This is a genomic window from Microvirga subterranea (assembly GCF_003350535.1).
In the GTDB taxonomy this organism is placed as follows: domain Bacteria; phylum Pseudomonadota; class Alphaproteobacteria; order Rhizobiales; family Beijerinckiaceae; genus Microvirga; species Microvirga subterranea.
Window position 1 is genome coordinate 941,114 of record NZ_QQBB01000001.1, and the last position, 19,627, is coordinate 960,740.

15 protein-coding genes and 1 pseudogene are annotated in these 19,627 nt (G+C 64.8%); 5 read left to right on the forward strand and 11 right to left on the reverse strand.

The window, feature by feature from the left end; translation table 11 throughout:
* Positions 1-78: 78 nt before the first annotated feature.
* Entirely contained in the window at positions 79-1,275 is a 1,197-nt protein-coding gene (locus DES45_RS04430; RefSeq protein WP_114768722.1) for an acyl-CoA dehydrogenase, read from the forward strand.
* A gap of 18 nt (positions 1,276-1,293) precedes the next feature.
* Entirely contained in the window at positions 1,294-2,469 is a 1,176-nt protein-coding gene (locus DES45_RS04435) for a CaiB/BaiF CoA transferase family protein (protein ID WP_114768723.1), read from the forward strand.
* 14 nt (positions 2,470-2,483) lie between these two features.
* On the opposite strand, the gene DES45_RS04440 is transcribed toward DES45_RS04435, so the two are convergent.
* A complete protein-coding gene (locus DES45_RS04440) occupies positions 2,484-3,050 on the reverse strand; it encodes a TetR/AcrR family transcriptional regulator (protein WP_114768724.1) in 567 nt (188 codons plus the stop codon).
* Positions 3,051-3,193: 143 nt separating this feature from the next.
* On the opposite strand from DES45_RS04440, the gene DES45_RS04445 reads away from it, so the two are divergent.
* A complete protein-coding gene (locus tag DES45_RS04445; RefSeq protein WP_114768725.1) occupies positions 3,194-4,327 on the forward strand; it encodes an efflux RND transporter periplasmic adaptor subunit in 1,134 nt (377 codons plus the stop codon).
* A 10-nt stretch (positions 4,328-4,337) separates the two neighbouring features.
* Positions 4,338-7,430 (forward strand): efflux RND transporter permease subunit, encoded by a 3,093-nt coding sequence (locus tag DES45_RS04450; protein ID WP_114768726.1) that lies wholly within the window; start codon positions 4,338-4,340, stop codon positions 7,428-7,430.
* Between the two features lie 88 nt (positions 7,431-7,518).
* Here the strand turns inward: DES45_RS04450 and DES45_RS04455 are convergent, their stop codons facing one another.
* From DES45_RS04455 to DES45_RS26300, 8 genes and pseudogenes are all read right to left on the reverse strand, one after another.
* Positions 7,519-7,971: a Fur family transcriptional regulator gene (locus DES45_RS04455; RefSeq protein ID WP_114768727.1), complete on the reverse strand. Its 453-nt coding sequence runs from the start codon at positions 7,969-7,971 to the stop codon at positions 7,519-7,521.
* 200 nt (positions 7,972-8,171) lie between these two features.
* Positions 8,172-8,579 carry a Fur family transcriptional regulator gene (locus DES45_RS04460; protein WP_114768728.1) on the reverse strand — a complete coding sequence of 136 codons (408 nt, stop codon included), beginning with the start codon at positions 8,577-8,579 and terminating at the stop codon, positions 8,172-8,174.
* A gap of 123 nt (positions 8,580-8,702) precedes the next feature.
* Positions 8,703-9,878, reverse strand: coding sequence for a Gfo/Idh/MocA family protein (locus DES45_RS04465; protein WP_114768729.1), 1,176 nt, complete (start codon positions 9,876-9,878; stop codon positions 8,703-8,705).
* A gap of 13 nt (positions 9,879-9,891) precedes the next feature.
* Positions 9,892-10,959, reverse strand: a complete 1,068-nt coding sequence (locus tag DES45_RS04470) for a sugar phosphate isomerase/epimerase family protein (protein WP_114768730.1) — start codon at positions 10,957-10,959, stop codon at positions 9,892-9,894.
* Positions 10,960-11,064: 105 nt separating this feature from the next.
* A complete protein-coding gene (locus tag DES45_RS04475; RefSeq protein WP_114768731.1) occupies positions 11,065-12,015 on the reverse strand; it encodes a substrate-binding domain-containing protein in 951 nt (316 codons plus the stop codon).
* A 59-nt stretch (positions 12,016-12,074) separates the two neighbouring features.
* Positions 12,075-13,073, reverse strand: coding sequence for an ABC transporter permease (locus DES45_RS04480; protein ID WP_114768732.1), 999 nt, complete (start codon positions 13,071-13,073; stop codon positions 12,075-12,077).
* Complete coding sequence (locus DES45_RS26295; protein WP_425374256.1) at positions 13,070-13,897, reverse strand: ATP-binding cassette domain-containing protein; 828 nt, start codon at positions 13,895-13,897, stop codon at positions 13,070-13,072. The genes DES45_RS04480 and DES45_RS26295 overlap by 4 nt, the downstream gene beginning before the upstream one ends.
* A gap of 198 nt (positions 13,898-14,095) precedes the next feature.
* Positions 14,096-14,521, reverse strand: a pseudogene (locus tag DES45_RS26300) (ATP-binding cassette domain-containing protein); the annotation flags it as partial.
* 330 nt (positions 14,522-14,851) lie between these two features.
* Between DES45_RS26300 and DES45_RS04490 the strand changes: the two are divergent.
* Complete coding sequence (locus DES45_RS04490) at positions 14,852-15,916, forward strand: LacI family DNA-binding transcriptional regulator (RefSeq protein ID WP_170151376.1); 1,065 nt, start codon at positions 14,852-14,854, stop codon at positions 15,914-15,916.
* Positions 15,917-15,929: 13 nt separating this feature from the next.
* Here DES45_RS04490 and DES45_RS04495 read toward each other — a convergent pair whose 3' ends face one another.
* Together DES45_RS04495 and DES45_RS04500 are read right to left on the reverse strand one after the other, a co-directional pair.
* The gene (locus DES45_RS04495) at positions 15,930-18,458 is read right to left on the reverse strand and encodes a TRAP transporter permease (protein WP_425374257.1); all 2,529 of its coding nucleotides are present in this window, start codon (positions 18,456-18,458) and stop codon (positions 15,930-15,932) included.
* A gap of 170 nt (positions 18,459-18,628) precedes the next feature.
* Positions 18,629-19,603, reverse strand: a complete 975-nt coding sequence (locus DES45_RS04500) for a TAXI family TRAP transporter solute-binding subunit (RefSeq protein ID WP_114768735.1) — start codon at positions 19,601-19,603, stop codon at positions 18,629-18,631.
* Between the last annotated feature and the right edge of the window lie 24 nt (positions 19,604-19,627).

The window sequence follows — 19,627 nt, forward strand, 5'->3', positions numbered from 1 at the left end:
TGATTTTGCCGCCCAAATTCAACAGGTTCGGCCGGCCTCTCCGGCAACCGGAAGCGACGTACGAGAAGGAATTTCATCATGGCTGGCGCTCAGGATCTCGCAAGACTCCAGTGGGACGATCCGCTGCTCCTCGACGACCTCCTCACCGACGACGAGCGCATGATCCGGGACACGGCCCGGGCCTACGCCCAGGACAAGCTCCTGCCGCGGGTCATCGACGCGTATCGCGAGGAGCGGACCGACCGCGAGATCTTCAACGAGATGGGCGAGCTCGGCCTGCTCGGCGTCACGCTGCCTGAGGATTACGGCTGCGCCGGCGCATCCTACGTGGCCTACGGCCTCGTGGCGCGCGAGGTCGAGCGGGTGGATTCCGGCTACCGCTCCATGATGAGCGTCCAGTCCTCCCTCGTCATGTATCCGATCTATGCCTACGGCTCCGAGGAGCAGCGCCGGAAGTACCTGCCCAAGCTCGCCTCGGGCGAGTTCGTGGGCTGCTTCGGCCTGACCGAGCCGGATGCCGGCTCCGATCCGGGCGGCATGAAGACCCGCGCCGAGAAGATCGACGGCGGTTACCGCCTGACCGGCACCAAGATGTGGATCTCGAACTCGCCCATCGCCGACGTGTTCGTGGTCTGGGCGAAGTCGGCCGCCCATGACAACCAGATCCGCGGCTTCGTGCTCGAGAAGGGCATGAAGGGCCTCTCGGCTCCCAAGATCGGCGGCAAGCTCTCGCTCCGCGCCTCCATCACGGGCGAGATCGTCATGGACGGCGTCGAGGTCGGCGAGGATGCGCTCCTGCCGAACGTGTCGGGCCTCAAAGGACCGTTCGGGTGCCTGAACCGGGCGCGCTACGGCATCTCCTGGGGCGCGATGGGCGCCGCCGAGGATTGCTGGCACCGGGCGCGCCAGTACACCCTCGATCGCAAGCAGTTCGGCAAGCCGCTCGCCGGCACGCAGCTGGTCCAGAAGAAGCTCGCCGACATGATGACCGAGATCACGCTGGGGCTCCATGCCTCCCTGCGGGTCGGCCGCCTCTTCGACGAGGGCCGTCTTGCGCCGGAGATGATCTCCCTGGTCAAGCGCAACAATTGCGGCAAGGCGCTGGAGATCGCCCGCACGGCTCGCGACATGCACGGCGGCAACGGCATCCAGGAGGAATACCACGTGATGCGCCACGCGCAGAACCTGGAGACGGTGAACACCTATGAGGGCACGCACGACGTCCATGCCCTCATCCTGGGCCGCGCCCAGACGGGTCTGCAGGCGTTCTTCTAAGCAGGACGGACCAAGGTCATGACGAAGCCGCTGGAGGGCCTCAAGGTCCTGGAACTCGCCCGGATCCTCGCCGGCCCCTGGGTCGGCCAACTCCTGGCGGATCTCGGCGCCGACGTGGTGAAGGTGGAACGGCCGGGCGCGGGCGACGATACCCGCGGCTGGGGCCCGCCCTTCATCGAAGGCGCCGACGGCGGCGACCTCTCGGCGGCCTACTTCCACTCCTGCAACCGCGGCAAGCGTTCGATCGCGGTCGACTTCGAGACAACGGAAGGGCAGGACCTCGTGCGCAAGCTCGCGGCCCATGCCGACGTGGTGATCGAGAACTTCAAGGTCGGCGGCCTCAGGAAGTACGGCCTGGACTACGAGAGCCTGAAGGCGGTCAATCCCCGGCTCGTCTACTGCTCGATCACCGGCTTCGGCCAGAACGGCCCCTATGCGGCCCGTGCCGGCTACGACTTCATGATCCAGGGCATGGGCGGGATCATGGACCTCACCGGCGATCCGGATGGTGAGCCGCAGAAGATCGGCGTCGCCTATGTGGATATCTTCACCGGCGTCTATTCCGTGGTCGGGATCCTGGCCGCTCTCCGCCGCCGGGACGTGACCGGGGAGGGGGCTCACCTCGACATGGCGCTCCTCGACGTGCAGACGAGCGTCCTCGCCAATCAGGCCATGAACTATCTCGCGTCCGGCAAGGCGCCCCGGCGCATGGGCAATGCCCATCCCAACATCGTGCCCTATCAGGTCTTCCCGGTTTCGGACGGTCACGTCATCGTGGCGGTCGGCAATGACGGGCAGTTCGCCCGCTTCGTCGCCGTGCTCGGGCAGCCGGAGCTTGCGCAGGACGAGCGCTTCCGGACCAATGCGGGGCGGGTGCGCCACCGGCCGGACCTGGTGCCCGTTCTGACGGGCCTCACCCTAAAGATGACCCGCGACGGGCTTCTGTCCGCTCTCGAGGCCCAGGGGGTTCCGGCGGGGCCGATCAACACGGTCGCCGACGTGTTCGACGACCCTCAGGTCGTCGCGCGCGGCATGAAGATCGATCTTCCTTCCTCGGCGGCGAAGGGCGGGGCGATCCCGTCGGTGCGTTCGCCCATCATGATCAATGGCGAGCCCATGGCGGCAGGCAAGCCGTCGCCGCGCCTCGGGGAGCACACTGAGGAAGTTTTGAGCGATCCGTCCTGGATCGCCTAAAGAGGCCGGATTGCCTATTCGGCGATCCCCTTGCTCACGAGCCGCTCGATCGCCTTCACGATCCGCTCGCGGTCGCCCTCGGAGAAGGGGCTGAGATCGTGCATCTCGAGATTGCTCAATCCCTCCACGGCGAGCCAGCCCAGCAGGGCCGCATCCAGATCGTCCGAATTCGCCTTCAGGTTGTCGAGCGTCTCCTTGATGACGTGACGGACCGGGTCCAGGAGACGCGGGTTCTCCGCAGAGGCCGCCAGCATCCCGTTGGCGACGTCCTTCATGGCGCTCCCCCGCATCTTCAGCAGCGCCGCGATGCACAGCCGCGCCTCCAGGTTGCGGCACGGCTCCGTTTGCCTTCGAAGCGCCTCCTTTTCCGTGGAGACTTCGTCGACGATGCGCTGGATCATCCCCTGCAGCAGCGCTTCCTTGTTGGGAAAATTGTAGAGAAGACCACCCTTGCTGAGGCCTGCCCGCTCCGCAACCGCCTCCAGCGTCAAACGCCCAGACCCGATCTCGCTGACCAGTTCAGCCGCCGCATCGAGAATTTTTTCTCTTGAACTCTTGCGGCCTCGGGCGCAAACGAACATTTCAACCTCTTGTACTAAACCGTCCAGACGGTATATAAATGGTTCCCGTGCCTTGGCGTCAAGGGTAAGTTGCGCTAAAGGCCCAGCCTCCTCAAACAGATAGCGGTTCGGTCCTGCCGAACTCGGAATGTCGGAAAAAGCCCATGAAACGGCGCATCGTAGTCTCTCTTGTGTTCATTCTCGCGGTTGGACTCTGCGCCGGGTTGATCTGGTTCAACTTCTTCCGCGACAAGATGATCCAGAACTTCTTCGCCAACATGCAGCAGCCGGCGCAGGTCGTGTCGGCCGCGAAGGTCGAGGCGAAGACCTGGACCCCCGGCGTCAGTGCCATCGGCACGGCGCGGGCGGCGAATGGGGTGGAACTGGCGTTCGAGACCGCCGGCATCGTCAAGGAAATCAGGTTCAAGGCCAACCAGAGCATCAAGGCCGGCGAGGTGCTCGTGCAGCTCGACGACACCGTTGAGCGCGCGGACATCCAGGACGTCCAGGCCAACGTGAAGACAGCGGAAAGCAACTTTGATCGTGCGAAGACGCTGTCGTCTCGCGGCTATGGCACGGAAGCCAACTTCGATCAGGCGAGCGCCTTGCTGGCAGCCGCCCGCTCCCGCCTTGCCCGCCTCCAGGCGACCATCGAGCAGAAAGCCCTCAAGGCGCCGTTCTCGGGCGTGATCGGCATCTCGCGGGTCGATATCGGTCAGTACCTCCAGCCCGGTACGGTCATTGCGAGCTTCCAGGACTTGGCGTCCATGAAGGTCGACTTCACCGTTCCGGAGCAGGCCGCGAGCAAGATCAAGCTGGGGCAGGAGGTGCGTGTCGGCATGATGGAGGGCGATCTCCCCTTCACCGGCAAGGTCACCGGCAAGGACCCGCGCGTCGACCCGAAGACCCGGCTCGTCTCGGTCCAGGCCCTTATCGAGGATAACAAGGACGGGGCCATTCTGCCCGGTCAGTTCCTGCACGTGGAAGCGGTTCTGCCGCCGGAGCCCAACGTCATCACCGTGCCGCAGACGGCCGTCATCACCAGCCTCTACGGCGACTACGTCTATACGATCGAGCAGCAAGAGAAGGCAGGCCAGCAGGTCCAGGTGGTCAAGCAGGTCTTCGTGAAGACCGGCCGCCGCCGTGGGGGCTCCCTCGAGGTCCTGTCGGGAATCGAGCCCGGTCAGCAGGTGGTCGCCTCGGGGCAGAACAAGCTCCAGGCGGGTGCGACCGTCAAGATCGACAACAGCATCGACGTGACGAAGTTCGATACGACGAAGCTCGCGAACGGGCAGTAGGCATCAAGCCATGAGTTTCACTGAACTTTTCATCCGCCGCCCCGTCTTGTCGATGGTGGTGAGCCTCCTGATCCTGCTGCTCGGCGCGCAGGGACTGATGAGCCTTCAGGTGCGTCAGTATCCTGAGGTCGAGGAGACCACGATCACCATCACGACCACCTATACGGGCGCCAGCGCCGACCTGATGCAGGGCTTCATCAGCACGCCCATCGCCAAGTCGGTCGCCAGTGCCGAGGGCGTGGACTACGTCACGTCGCAGAGCCGCCTCGGTCTCAGCACGGTCTCCGTGCGCATGCGACTGAACACGGATCCCAATGCGGCCTTAACCGAAGTGACGTCCAAGGTCCAGCAGGTGCGCGCGCAGCTGCCGACCGACGCCGAGGATCCCGTGATCGTGAAGGGCACGGGCCAGACCTTCGCCCTCATGTACATCACCTTCGCCAGCACGGAGATGAATCCGGAGCAGGTCTCCGAATTCCTGACCCGCGTCGTGCAGCCGCGCTTCGCCACGCTCGAGGGCGTCGGCAACGCCGAGATCCTCGGCGGACGCGACTTCTCCATGCGCGTCTGGATCGACCCGGTTCGGCTTGCCGCCCGTGGCGTCACTGCCGGCGACGTCGTTACGGCAATCCGGGCGAGCAACTTCCTGGCCGCCCCCGGCAAGACGCAGAACGAGTACGTGGCCTACGCGCTCGAGATGCAGACCACGTTCCAGACCCCGGAGACGTTCGCGACCCTGCCGATCCGCTCCAATGGCGATCAGGTCGTGCGCCTGCGCGACGTGGCCGACGTGGCGCTCGGGCCGAAGAGCACCGACACCAAGGTGAGCTTCAACGGCAAGGAAGGCACCTTCATCGGCATCACGCCGACGCCTTCCGCCAACCCGCTTACGGTCGCCGAGGAGGTGACGAAGGCGATCGACGCCATCCGGCCGACCCTGCCGAAGGGCATGACGGTCGAGATCGTCTACGACGCGTCGAACTTCATCTCGGCCTCGATCGAGGAGGTGTTCAAGACCATCGGCGAAGCGGCGCTCATCGTGATCGTCGTCATCCTGCTCTTCCTGGGCTCCTTCCGCTCGGTGCTGATCCCGATCGTGACGATTCCGCTGTCGCTGGTCGGCGTCTGCTTCGTGCTCTATGCGCTGGGCTACTCGATCAACCTGCTCACGCTGCTCGCGATGGTGCTCGCCATCGGCCTCGTGGTCGACGACGCGATCGTGGTGCTGGAGAACATCCACCGCCACATCGAAGAGGGCCTGAAGCCGGTCGACGCAGCCATCGTCGGCATGAAGGAGATCTTCCTGCCGATCGTGTCGATGACGATCACGCTCGCGGCCGTGTATGCTCCGATCGGCTTCACGCAGGGCCTCACCGGCGCGCTGTTCAGGGAGTTCGCCTTCACGCTCGCCGGATCGGTCATCATTTCGGGCATCATCGCCGTGACGCTGTCGCCCATGATGTCGTCGAAGCTCCTGAAGCCGCACGGCCATGGCGGGCAGACCGGCTTCGCCGGCTTTGTGGACCGCACCTTCACGCGCGTCGAGAACTGGTATTCGAGGCGCCTGAAGGGTTCGCTCGACTACCGGCCGGTGACGCTCCTCATCGTCGTCGCGCTGCTCGGCACCACGGGATTCCTGTTCACGAAGACACCGTTCGAGCTTGCGCCTGAGGAGGATCAGGGTGCCTATCTCGGCCTCGTGCAGGTTCCGCAATACGCGACGCCGGACTACACCCAGGCCTTCTCGACCCAGTTCACCAACGCGGCCGAGACGATCCCCGAGATCGACGACAGCTTTCTGATCATCGGCATCGACGGCGGCGGCAGCGGCTTCGTGGGCTTCAAGCTCAAGGAATGGAGCGAGCGTACGAAGAAGGGCGCGCAGACCAAGCAGGAGATCCAGAACCTCCTGAACCAGAATGCGGGCGTGCAGGCCTTCGTGTTCGCGCCGCCTTCGCTGCCGGGTGCCGGGGGCGGTCTGCCGATCCAGTACGCCCTGCGCACGATCGGCGATCCGTCGCAGGCCTACGAGGTCGCGGAGCAGGTCAAACAGCGGGCCATGAAGTCCGGCAAGTTCATCGTGGTGCAGAACTCGATGAGCTACCAGACCCCGCGGGCGAAGATCATCATCGATCGCGACCGTGCGGCGGCTCTCGGCGTACCGGTCAGCGAGATCGGCAACACCCTCGGGGCTCTCGTGGGCGGTGCGCCAATCTCCAAGTTCGACCGCGACAACCGCAGCTACGACGTCATCAGCCAGGTGCGCCAGACGGACCGCCTGAACCCTGAGCGCCTCGGCGAGTATTATGTGCGCGCTGCGGACGGGTCCATGGTTCCGATCTCCGCCCTGGTGAAGATCGAGACGAACGCGGCGCCCGCCTCGATCGAGCAGTTCAACCAGCTGAACTCGGCGACGCTTTCCGCGCTGCCGCTTCCGGGCGTGACCACCTCGGAAGGCCTGCAGGTCCTGCGCTCGATCGCCAAGGAGGTCATGCCGCAGGGCTTCTATGAGGACTTCGCCGGGCAGTCCCGCCTGGAGATCCAGGAGGGCAGCTCGATCCTGCTCGCCTTCGGGCTCGCCATCATCGTGATCTATCTGGTGCTGGCGGCGCAGTTCGAGAGCTTCCGCGACCCGTTCATCATCATGATGTCGGTTCCGCTCTCGATGTTCGGCGCGATGATCTTCCTCAACCTCGGCCTGGCGACCCTCAACATCTATACGGAGGTCGGCCTGATCACCCTGGTGGGACTGATCACGAAGCACGGCATCCTGATGGTCGAGTTCGCCAACGACCTGAAGGAGAAGCATGGGATCAGCCGGCGTCAGGCGATCGAGGAGGCCGCCAAGGTGCGCCTGCGTCCGATCCTGATGACCACGGCCGCCATGGTGCTCGGCGTGGCGCCGCTGCTCTACGCCAGCGGAGCCGGTGCGGCTGCCCGCTTCTCCATGGGTCTGGTGATCGCCTCCGGCATGTCGATCGGAACGATCTTTACCCTGTTCGTCGTTCCGATGTTCTACACCTTCATCTCCCGTGAGACGAAGAAGGCGGAGCATGCGGACGAGATGCAGCACGTCCACCACCGGCCACTCGCTGCGGAATAAAGAAAAAGGCCGGGCAATTTGCCCGGCCTTTTCATTCGTGGACATGGTCCAAAAGGGCGGCGCCTTGCGAAGCGGCCGCCCTTTTCTCTTAGCGGGCAATCTCGCCCTCGACTTCGACGAACGGCGACAGGTTCTTGAAACCGGCCTGTTCGGCGGCTTTCTTCACGGCCTCGGCCACCTCGGTCGAATGAACCTCGACGGTCTCGCCGGTCTTGGTGCAGACGAACATCACCTTCATGGCGTTCACGTCAGGCTGGCCGTGGGAGACGATATAGGAGTTCTGCGTCGCGAGACGGTGTACGAGACCGGCATCACGCAGGAAGTCCAGCGCCCGGTAGATCGTGACTGGCGCGAGGCGCTTCTTGTCACTGCTCAGGCGGTCCACGAGGTCGTAGGCACCGACCGGTCCCCCGCTCTGGACGAGTTCGCGGTAGACGCGCTCGCGGATGGGTGTCAGCCGCAGATTGTTCTCGCGGCACAAATCGTCGGCGCGACGGAGGAGGTTCTCCTCTTCCTCTTTTTTGAGGGCTCGGGCGCTCATGTACCTGGCTCCTGTTATTACGAATCCTACATGTTCATATAGGTAAAGCTTGGCTTGCACAATGTGGTATCGTTGCAATTTCTACTTGCAATTCTGCACAATCAAGAGGACACATGCCCACGGTCCCGGCAAGCTTAGGGATAACTCGGCGGCCTCTAAGTTACGTATCGGAAACAACTTTTCGAAGCCGCGCTAACACGTCACTTCGCGCAACTTTCGCAAAGACCGCGCACTTCGACGGTCACTTTCTTCGGCAAAAAAGCGTTGGATTCGCTCCAGTGGGTCAGGCGCTCACTGATTTGTGAGTCCATGAACTCTTTCACGGACCCGCATTCCTCGCAGATCGCAAAGGCTGCCATGTCGTGGTGGTGAGGGTGCCGGCAGGTCACATAGGCATTCAGGCTCTCGAGCCGATGGGCCAGACCCTTCTCGATCAGCTTGTCGAGGGAGCGATAGACAGTCGGAGGCGTGACGGCGCCCTTTGCCCGCATCCGATCGAGAACCTCGTAGGCCGAGAGCGGGTTCTGCGCAGCCGTGAGGATCCGATAAACGCGCTTCTGCGTCTCGTTCAACTCGTCCAAGGCGTGGGCGTGATGCGTCGAGGCCATCGGAAATCCACCTGCTACGATCCATATATAGGCTCTCATCCGGGATTGTTGAATGAGAGCCTAGAGCAGCCTTGGTGACCGAGTGTCGCCTTGCTTGCAAGGGCCCGCATGCCTCGTTCGTGGTTAGACATCCACCCAGGCAGCCTTGCGTGCGGAAGACCGGACCGCCGCGTCGATGAATCTGACGCCTCTGACCCCGTGATCCACCGTCGGGGCTTGAAGCGACAGCGGATCAGGGTCGCGGCCCTCCAGCCGCGCAGCGATCTGCTCCGCCACATCGGTGTAGATCTGCGCGAAACCCTCGAGATAGCCCTCGGGATGACCGCCCGGAATGCGCGAGGCTGCCCGCGAGATGTCGCTGGCGCCGGCGCCGTTCCGGCGGATGAGGCGCGGCGGCTCGCCGAGCGGAGAGAACACGAGAAGGTTCGGGTTCTCCTGGTTCCATTCGAGCCCGCCCTTCTCGCCATAGACGCGGATGCGAAGGCCGTTCTCCTGGCCCGTGGCCACCTGGCTGCACCAGAGCTGGCCGCGGGCGCCGGAGGCGAAGCGCAGCATCATGTGGGCATTGTCGTCCAGCCGGCGGCCCTCCACGAAGGTATGGAGCTCGGCCGCGAGGGTCGTGACCTCATCGCCGACGATGAATTCGGCCAGGTTGAAGGCGTGGGTGCCGATGTCGCCGACCGACCCAGCCGGGCCGGACCGGGCCGGATCCGTGCGCCACTCGGCCTGCTTGTTGCCGGTCTCTTCCGTCCGGGTGGCGAGCCAATCCTGCGCGTACTCCACCTGCACCACGCGGATGGCCCCGAGATCCCCGTTCTGCACCATGGCGCGCGCCTGCCGCACCAGCGGATAGCCGGTGTAGTTGTGCGTCACGGCGAAAATCACCCCTGACTCCCGAGCCAGCTTCGCGAGCTGATCGGCCTCGCGCCGCGTCGTCGTCAGGGGCTTGTCGCAGATCACATGGATGCCTGCCTTGAGGAAGGCACGTGCGGCTGCCGCGTGAGCGTGGTTCGGCGTCACGATCGAGACGGCGTCAATGCCGTCCTTCAGGCGCTTCTCGCGCCGGGCCATCTCGTTGAAGTCGCCATAGATGCGGTCAGGCTTCAGGAGGAGATCCTCTCCGGAGAGCCGCGCACGCTCCGGGTCGGACGAGAGCGCACCGGCGACGAGTTCCCAGCGGTCGTCCAGGCGGGCGGCGATCCGATGGACGGCGCCGATGAAGGCTCCGCGCCCGCCACCGACCATGCCGAGACGCAGCCGGCGGCTGAGCTTCTGATCCTGTGAGGCCGTGATGGTCATGCGTGTTCTCCGCTCAGCCGCGCGTGGTGTCGATGCCCAGCAGCCGCCGGTTGGCGGCCTCGTCCGTCCCGCCAGCGGCGAAATCGTCGAAGGCCTTTTCGGTCACGCGGATGATGTGATTGCGGATGAATTCGGCGCCTTCCCGCGCACCGTCCTCCGGATGCTTGAGGGCGCATTCCCACTCGAGCACGGCCCAGGAATCATAATCGTACTGGGCCAGCTTGGAGAAAATGGCGTTGAAGTCCACCTGTCCGTCGCCGAGAGAGCGGAAGCGCCCGGCGCGATTGATCCAGCTCTCGTAACCTCCATAGACGCCCACCCGTCCGGTCGGGTTGAACTCCGCGTCCTTGGCATGGAACGCCTTGATGCGCTCGTGATAGAGATCGATGAAGGCCACGTAATCGAGCTGCTGCAGCAGGAAGTGGCTTGGGTCGTAGTTGATGCACGCGCGGGCGTGGCCGCCGACCGCGTCGACGAAGCGCTCGAACGTTGCGCCATCGTGGATATCCTCGCCGGGATGGATCTCGTAGGCTACGTCGCAACCCGCTTCCTCGTAAGCATCGAGAATGGGGCGCCAACGCCGCCCGAGCTCCTCGAACGCCGTCTCGATCAGGCCGGCCGGGCGCTGCGGCCAGGGGTACACGAACGGCCAAGCGAGGGCGCCGGAGAAGGTCACGCTGGCGCTCAGGCCGAGGCGCTGCGAGGCCTTCGCCGCCATGAGCATCTGGTTCACGGCCCATTCCTGGCGGGCCTTGGGGTTGCCTCGCACCTCGGGAGCCGCGAAGCCGTCGAAGGCTTCGTCATAGGCCGGGTGAACCGCCACGAGCTGGCCCTGCAGATGGGTCGACAGTTCGGTGATGTCGAGGCCGTGGCTCGCAACGATCCCCTGGACTTCGTCGCAATAGGCCTCGGACTCGGCGGCTTTCTTGAGGTCGAAGAGACGGGCATCCCAGGTCGGAATCTGCACCCCCTGGTAGCCGAGCGCCGCCGCCCATCGGCAGATGGAGTCGAGCGAGTTGAACGGAGCTTCGTCGCCTGCGAACTGCGCAAGGAAGAGGCCGGGACCCTTCATGGTTTTCATGGGTAAACTCCCAGAGGTGAGATGGGGACAAGGGAAAGCCGCGACGAAAGGCGGCTTGCCGTTGTCCCCGCCCTTTCATGGTGGAAAGGGCGGGATACCGGCCGGTCAGAACGGCGAGTCGGGGTAGTAGAAGTTCTTGGCGTTGTCCTTCGTGATCAGTTCCGCGTTGATCACGTAGGTGCCGCGCATGGGCGCGTTGGCGAAGAACTGGCCGGCCGTGACGAACATCGCGGTCGAGATCATCGCCGGCGGATAGGAGACGTCCGCCGGGATCATCTTGTCGCCATCCATGACGCGCTTGACCATGTCCTTCATGCCGGCGCCGCCGAGGACGAACTTGATATCTTCGCGCTTGCCCTGGCGGATCGCTTCCATGATGCCGAGCGCCATGTCGTCGTCGGAGGCCCAGACCGCGTCGATCTTCGGATGCTTCGCGAGGAAGTCCTGCATCACCCGGAAGGCGTCGTCCCGGTTCCAGTTGGCGTATTGCTTGTCGATGACCTTGACGCCCGACCCTTCGAGCGCCTTCTCGAAGTTGGTGACCCGCTCCTCGTCGATCACGGTCGGAATGCCGCGGAAGACCACGACGTTGCCCTGCTTCAGGTTGTCCTTGAAGTATTTGCCCGCGACGCGGCCGAACTCCGGATTGTTGCCGGCCACATAGATGTCCTGGATCGACGGATCCTTGAGGCCGCGATCGACGACGGTGATGAAGGTGCCGCGCTTCTTGACCTCGTTCACCGGGTTGGTGAGCTCGTCGGAATTGAAGGGCAGGACCACGAGGGCGTCGATCTTCTGGGCCGTCAGGTCGTCCAGGGCGTTGGCTTGGGATGCGCCGTCGGGCGAGGTCTTCACGACCACCTTGAGACCCGGATAGGTCTTTTCGAGCTGCTTGGCCGTTTCCTGCGCGTGGTAGACCACGCCGCCCGTCCAGCCATGGGTCGCGGCCGGAATCGACACGCCGATCGTCACGTTCTTCTGCTGTGCCAGCGCGCCGGTCGTCAGGCCTGCGAAGAGGCCTGCCGCCGCCGCCAGTTTCAGTGCCGTTCCTCTCATGTTTTCCTCCCTGAGGGTTGGCTTGAGCCCATCTTGTTTCCGGTGGGCCCGCACCGGTTTCATCGCCCGCGCTGAAGTGAGCGCTGCACGAGCATGGCGATAATGATGATGGCACCCTGAACCGCGCCGACGAGAAACTCGGAGACGAAGTTCGACAGCACCATGATGTTCGCAACGAGTTCCAGGATGATGGCGCCGACCACGGTCCCCCAGACGCGGCCGAGGCCGCCTCTGAGCGCCGTGCCGCCGATCACGACGGCCGTGATGGCCTGAAGCTCCCACAGAAGGCCCGTCGTCGGCGTGGCGGAGCCGAGGCGCGGCACATAGACCAGGATGGCGATGCCGACGCAGATGCCCTGGATGATGTAGGTCAGCGTCCGCACCCGCCAGATCGGCACGCCCGAATAGCGCGCAACGTCCTCGTTGGACCCGATGGCGATCACGTGGCGTCCGAAGGACGTCTTGTAGAGGATCAGCGCCCCCACGGCCGCCACCGCCAGGAAGGCGAGGATCGGCACGGGAACGCCTGCGACGTCGCCGAAATAGACCGGGCGGTAAAGCTCGCGCAGCTCCGAATTGCGCAGGGTAATGGTGCCGCCGGCCGCGAGCCAGATCACGAGGGAGCGGAAGATGCCCATCGTGCCGAGGGTCACGATGAAGGGCTCGATCCGCCCGAACGTGACGATGAGGCCGTTGGCAAGACCGCAGGCGGCACCCAGCCCGACCGCGGCCAGCATGCCGAGCGCGAGCGTGCCGTATCCCGGGTTGCCGAGGCCGTTGAGCGTGAGGATCATGATCCCGGCCACGAGGGCGGCCATCGATCCGACGGAGAGATCAAGGCCGCCGCCCGCGATCACGAAGGTGGCGCCGACCGCGATGATGGCGATGAAAGCGGACCGGGTGACCACGTTGAGCAGGTTCGACGCGGTCAGAAAGTCCGGATTGATCAGCGCGCCCGCGATCACCAGGACGATGAGGGCGATGAAGGGCGACAGCGCCCGCATGTCGAAGTTGAAGCGGCGCTTCTCTGCACTGCTGCGGAGCACGGTTTCGGTCATGCCTGGCCTGCGGCGATTTCTGCCGCCCTTTCTTCGTGAACGCCTGTTGCGAGATAGACGATTGCGTCTTCCGAGAGATCGGTCTGCGCGACCTCGCCGGCGATGCGCCCGTTGCGCATCACGACGACCCGGTGGCAGAGGCCGATCAATTCCTGCATCTCCGACGAGATGACGATTACGGACCGTCCCTGCTCTGCGAGCGACGCGATGAAGCGGTAGATCTGTTCCTTGGTGCCGATGTCGACGCCCCGGGTCGGCTCGTCGATGACGACGACCTGCGGATCCGCCAGCATCATCTTGGCGAGAAGCAGCTTCTGCTGATTGCCTCCGGAGAGCTGGCCGGCCAGGAGGTCGCGCCGCCGGGTGCGGATGTCGAAGTCCTTGATGGCGGTATCGAGCGCCCTCTCTTCGGCCGGAACGTCGATGAACGGTCCCCGGCCGAATTTCTCCAGAGCCGCAAGGGTGAGGTTGACGCGCAGGTCTTGGCGGAGGAGGAGGCCCTTGCCCTTCCGGTCCTCCGACAGATAGACGACGCCCGCCGCCATGGCCTCGCGCGCATCGTTGAACCGCACGTTCCTGCCATTCAGGGCGATGCTCCCCTCGCTCGGACGCAGGCCCACGAGGCTCTCGAACAGCTCCGTGCGCCCGGCGCCGATGAGGCCGCCGAAGCCGAGGATCTCGCCGCGCCTCAGGCTGAAGGAGACATCCTCCACGTAACCGGGCACCGACATGGTGCGCACGGAGAGGATGTCCTGGTCGGAGGCCGTCGCGGGCTTTTCGGGATAGAGCTTGGACATGTCGCGCCCCACCATGAGGCGCGCCATCTCAAGGGGCTCGAGACCGTCGATGTCCCGGGTGGCGATGAAGCGGCCGTCCCGCAGAACCGTGACCCGGTCGGCGATTGCCTTCACCTCGTTGAGACGGTGAGAAATGTACAGGATCGCCGCTCCATGAGCACGGAGCCGGCGGATGATCTGGAAGAGGCTCTCGGCCTCGACCGGGGTCAGGACGGCTGTCGGCTCGTCGAAGGCGACCACCTTGTGCGGGACGAGGAGCGCTCGGGCGATCTGGACCAGCTGCCGGTCCGCAATGGAGAGCCGGCGCACCTCGCGGTCCGGGTCGATGGCGGTGCCGAGATCCTTCAGGATCGCCCGCGTCCGGTCGCGCATGGCCCGATCGTCCACGAGACCGAAGCGGCGGATCTCCCGTCCGAGGAAGAGATTCTGCGAGACCGTCAGGTCTTCGGCGAGAAGGATCTCCTGATGGACGAGGACGATGCCCCGGCTCTCGGCCTCGACCGGGCCCGAGAACGCGATCGGCTGATCGTCGAGGTAGAGGCTCCCCTTCGTCGGCTGCAGGTGGCCGGAGAGAATGCGCATGAGGGTCGACTTGCCGGCGCCGTTCTCGCCGATCACCGCGTGGACCTCGCCCGGCCTCAGGTCGAGCGAGATGCCGCTCAGAACCTCGACGGGTCCGAAGGATTTCGAGACATTCTCTGCGCGAAGAACAGAAGACATGGACTGCTCCGGACCGTCGTCAACGGCTTGATCGCCTTCGGTCGCCCGAAAGCGGGTCATCGGCGCGCATGCGCCCGATGCGGATCAGCTGTCAGCCATGTAAGCCGGCATTCGTTTCCTCCGTCGATGGTCTGAGCCCTCTTTCGGGGCCTTCGGGCAACCAGGGCTGAACAAAGTTGACAATGCCCTGATGTAATCGATTACATTTACTTTACCGAAATGGCGGCCTCTGTCAAACAGGGCCGCCTCAGGGGAAAGTTCATGGACGAGATCGGGCGCAAGGGAAGGCCTGGAGCCAGCAGCACGCCGCTCCGCGCCGCGCGGATCCAGGACGTGGCGCGCCTTGCAGACGTCTCAACCGCCACCGTCAGCCGTGCTCTTGCGACGCCGGACCGGGTTTCGCCCGAGGCTCGCGCCCGTGTGCTCGAGGCCATCGCCCAGACGGGGTATGTCCCCAATCCGGCCGCACGCACCTTGCGCTCGCAGAAGACCTTCATGGTGCTGGTCGTCCTTCCGGACCTGGCGAACACGTTCTTCTCGAAGATCCTGCGCGGCATCGAGGAGACGCTTTTCGATGCCGGTTACGGCATGATCATCAGCGATCTCGACGGCTCTCCGGAGAAGGAGGCCCATTTCGCGGCCTACACGGCGGCCGGCCGGGTGGACGGAGCGATCCTGCTCAACGGGCACTTGTTCGGCCAGAGCCGCGACGGCAAGGGTACACCAGCCAAGATCAACATTCCTCTGGTTGCTCTCTGCGAGGCGATTCCGAATGCCGGAATCCCTCAGATCGAGATCGACAACCGCGCGGCGGCGCGCCAGATGACGCGCTATCTCGCATCACTCGGACACGCCCGCATCGCCTATGTGAGCGGGCCTGCCGAGAACGTGCTGGAGCACGAGCGCTTCCAAGGCTATCGCGACGGACTCCTTGCTGCCGGTCTGTCGTTCGACCCTGAACTGGTTCTCTCAGGCGACTTCACGCTCGAGTCGGGCGTCAGGGCGGGTCAGGAGCTCGTCGCCAGGGCGGAGCGGCCGACTGCGGTCTTCTGCACCAGTGACGAAATGGCGATCGGGGCCGTGCGGACGCTGCGGTCGGCCGGGCTGCGCGTTCCCGAGGATATCTCGGTCGCAGGCTTCGACGACATCGAGTTCGCCGCTGCCGCGCAGCCGGCACTGACGACGATCCATCAGCCGAGGCGCGAGCTCGGCCAAGCCGCCGCCACTGTGCTGATCGACCTGCTGCAGGGGCGCGAGACGGAAAAACGCATCCGCCTCAAGACGGAACTCGTGGTGCGGGACAGCGTCGCCCCGCCACGCGCTTGATCGTCCGTCGGCCTCAGGCCGCCCGTCCGGCCGCCATGCCCGTCGGCGAGGCTGGCTGGCGACCTGCTCTCACCCGTCGACGCTGCAGCCACGCGATTGCCCCAACCAGCGCAAAGGCCGGCAGGAACACCCAGATCGTGGAGGGGCGGCCCGGCGCGGGCTGAAGGACGCCGACGATCTGGAAGCCCGGCTCGAGACCGATGCGCTTGGCATAGGAGCCGAAGGCGACGTTGCTGATCGTGACCTGGTTTCCGAGGCCTGCGACCGTCAGGCCTGCTGCGCGCAGGCGCTCCTGAGGCGTCGGCTTCGGCTCACCGAGGTTCAGGCTGACGGTCTTGCGAACGTCGTCCCCCTCGATCGTCATTCCCTCGACCACGAAGGCGATGCGCCGGTCGGCCGGCGCCTGGGCGACCTGATTGAGCAGCTCGCTTGCCGGCAGCTCCACGGTGGCAGGGTGAATCTGGTTCAGCCACCAGTCGGGACGGAAGAGCGCGAAGCAGACGAGGAGCAGGACGGCGCTCTCCCAAAGCCGGCTGCGGGTCACGAAGTAGTTCATGGTCGCGGCCGAGAAGATGAGGATCGCAGCCATGTTGACGACTATAACCAAGATCGTATCCGCCCAGCTCTCCACGCCGATCAGCAGCATCGCCGGATTGAAGATGAAGACGAAGGGGAGGATGGCCGTGCGCAGGGAGTAGAGTGCGCCTTGGAAACCCGTCGCGATGGGATCTTCCCGCGAGATCGCCGCCGCCGCAAAGGCTGCAAGTCCGACCGGTGGCGTGATGTCCGCCATGATGCCGAAATAGAACACGAAGAGGTGAACGGCAATCAGGGGGATCGCCAGTCCGGCCTGTGCGCCGAGCTCGACCACCACGGGTGCCATGAGGGTCGCGACCAGGATGTAGTTCGCGGTGGTGGGGATGCCCATTCCGAGCACGAGGCTGATGAGGGCGATCAGGCACAGCATGATGATCACGTTGCCGCCCGAGATGAACTCGACGAACTCGGTCATCATGAGGCCAAGGCCCGTCAGCGTCACGGTGCCGACCACGATGCCGGCCGTCGCCGTCGCGATCGCGATGCCGATCATGTTGCGGGCGCCGAGCGCCAGACCGTCGAGAAGATCGGCCATGGCGGCGCTCGCTGCTGCCGGGATGGACTCGTTCCGGAACAGGGCGAGAAGAGGACGCCGCGTGGCGACGATCCCGATGATCGCCACCGTGGCCCAGAAAGCGGAGAGGCCCGGCGACATTTCCTCCACCATCAGGCACCAGAGCAGGACCACGAGCGGGATCAGGAAGTCGAGACCCGTGCGCGTCACTTCCCAGGCACGCGGAAGGGTGATGATCGGCGTGTTCGGATCGTCCAGCTCGAGGTCGGGAAAGCGGGCCGCGTAGGCGACGGACGCCACGTAGATGACCAAGGCAGCTGCAGACAGCATCCAGGGAGCGCTCGCCCCGAAGGCCGCTTGGGCGCCGAGGACGCCGTAATAGAGAAGGCAGAGCACCACGATGGAGCCGCTGAGCCCGAGGCCGGTGCGCAGCAGCCGAACCTTCGCCGGCATCGCCTCCCGCGGGATGGGCCTCGCACCGATTTTCAAGGCCTCGAGATGCACGATGTAGAGCAGGGCCAGGTAGGATGCGATGGCCGGCAGGAAGGCATGCGTCACGATCTGGGAATAGGGGATGCCGACGTATTCCACCATCAGGAAGGCGGCCGCGCCCATCACGGGCGGCATGATCTGACCGTTGATGGACGACGCGGCCTCGATGGCGCCGGCTTTCACGCCGGACAGGCCGGTCCGCTTCATGAGGGGAATCGTGAAGATGCCGCCGGACACGACATTGGATACGGAAGAGCCGGAGACGACACCGTTGAGGGCAGATGAAACGACTGCGACTTTGGCCGGGCCGCCGCGCAGGTGCCCCAGCAACGCGATGGAGATCTGCATCATCCAGTTGCCGGCTCCCGCCTTCTCCAGCAGCGTGCCGAACAGGACGAAGAGGAATACGAAGCTCGTCGAAACGCCGAGCGCGATGCCGAAGACGCCTTCCGTCGTCAGCCATTGATGCTGGAGGAACTTCGAGATCGAGGCGCCCTTGTGCTGCAGCACGTCCGGCATGTAAGGCCCGGCGAAGGTATAGGTGACGAAGACGAGAGCGACGATCACCATCGGCAGGCCGAGTGCGCGACGGGTGGCCTCCAGCAGCAGCAGAATGCCAATGCCTGCCGTAACGAGATCCAGCGTAATCGGCTGCCCCGGACGGGTCGCGAGCTCGCGGTAGAACAGGAACAGGTAGGCGCCCGCGAAGGCGCCGATCAGGGCGAGGGCCCAGTCCGCGACCGGCACGTATCTCCGGGGCGACGACTTGAAGGCCGGATAGGCCATGAAGGCGAGGAAGAGCCCGAGGCCGAGATGGATCGCGCGCGCCTCCGTGTCGTTCAGGATTCCGAAGCCCAGGGTGAAGGGCAGGGGGGATGCATACCAGATCTGAAACAGCGACCAGGCGATCGCCACCGCGGTGATGACGGTCGCGGTGATACCGGTCGGCTTGCGGCCTCCCGTGTCGGCCTCCGCCACCAGCTGTTCCAGCTCCGCGGACGGAGCGAGCGTCGGCTTTTCGGTTGTCGACATGGTGATCCCCTCATCCCAAACAAGGCAGGGGTGGCCTTCGCCACCCCCTTAGGCGATATGGCCGTGAGCAGGCCGGCTTACTTCAGCCAGCCCTTTTCCTTGTAGTACTTGGCGGCGCCGGGATGGAGCGGAGCCGACAGGCCGTCCTTGACCATCTTGGCCGGGTCGAGGTTGGCGAAGGCCGGGTGAAGCGACTTGAACTCGTTGAAGTTCTCGAAGACCGCCTTGGTGACCTGATAGACCGTCTCTTCCGGCACCTTGGCCGAGGTCACCATCGTGGCGAGCACGCCATAGGTCTCCGTCGGCTGCGGGTTGTTGGCATAGAGCCCGCCCGGGATCGTCGCCTTGGCATAGTAAGGCTTGTCCGCCAGGAGCTTATCGACGGCCGGGCCTGTGATCGACACGAGCTTGGCGCCGCAGGTCGTGGTCGGGTCCTGGATGTTCGCGGACGGGTGCCCGACGCCGTAGAAGAACGCGTCGATCTTGTTGTCGCACAGGGCAGGGCCGTGCTCGTCGGCCTTCAGCTCGGAGGCGAGCGAGAAATCGGAGAGCTTCCAGCCGACAGCCCCGAGCAGCTCCTCCATGGATGCGCGGGTGCCGGAGCCGGGATTGCCCACGTTCATGCGCTTGCCCTTGAGATCCTCGAACTTGGCGGCATTCGCCTCCTTGCGGGCCAAAACCGTAAAGGGCTCGGGGTGAACCGAGAACACGGAGCGCAGATCCTCGAAGGCTCCGCCATCCTTGAAGGCGCCGAGGCCCTTGAGGGAATTGTACTGCACGTCGGACTGCGTCAGGCCGAAATCGAGCTCGCCGGCCTTGATGGTGTTGACGTTGTAGGCCGAGCCGCCGGTGGACTCCACGGAGCAGCGGATGCCGTGGGTCTTGCGGTCCTTGTTGACCAAACGGCAGACGGCGCCGCCGACGGCGTAGTAGACGCCGGTCACGCCACCAGTGCCGATGGTCGCGAACTTCTGCTGCGCCTGGGCCGGCACGGCTGCAAGCATCAGGGCCGATGCGGCCGCGCCGACCAGGGTTTTCGTCAAAACGTGCATTCTCGTTGTCCCTCTTTGTTATGT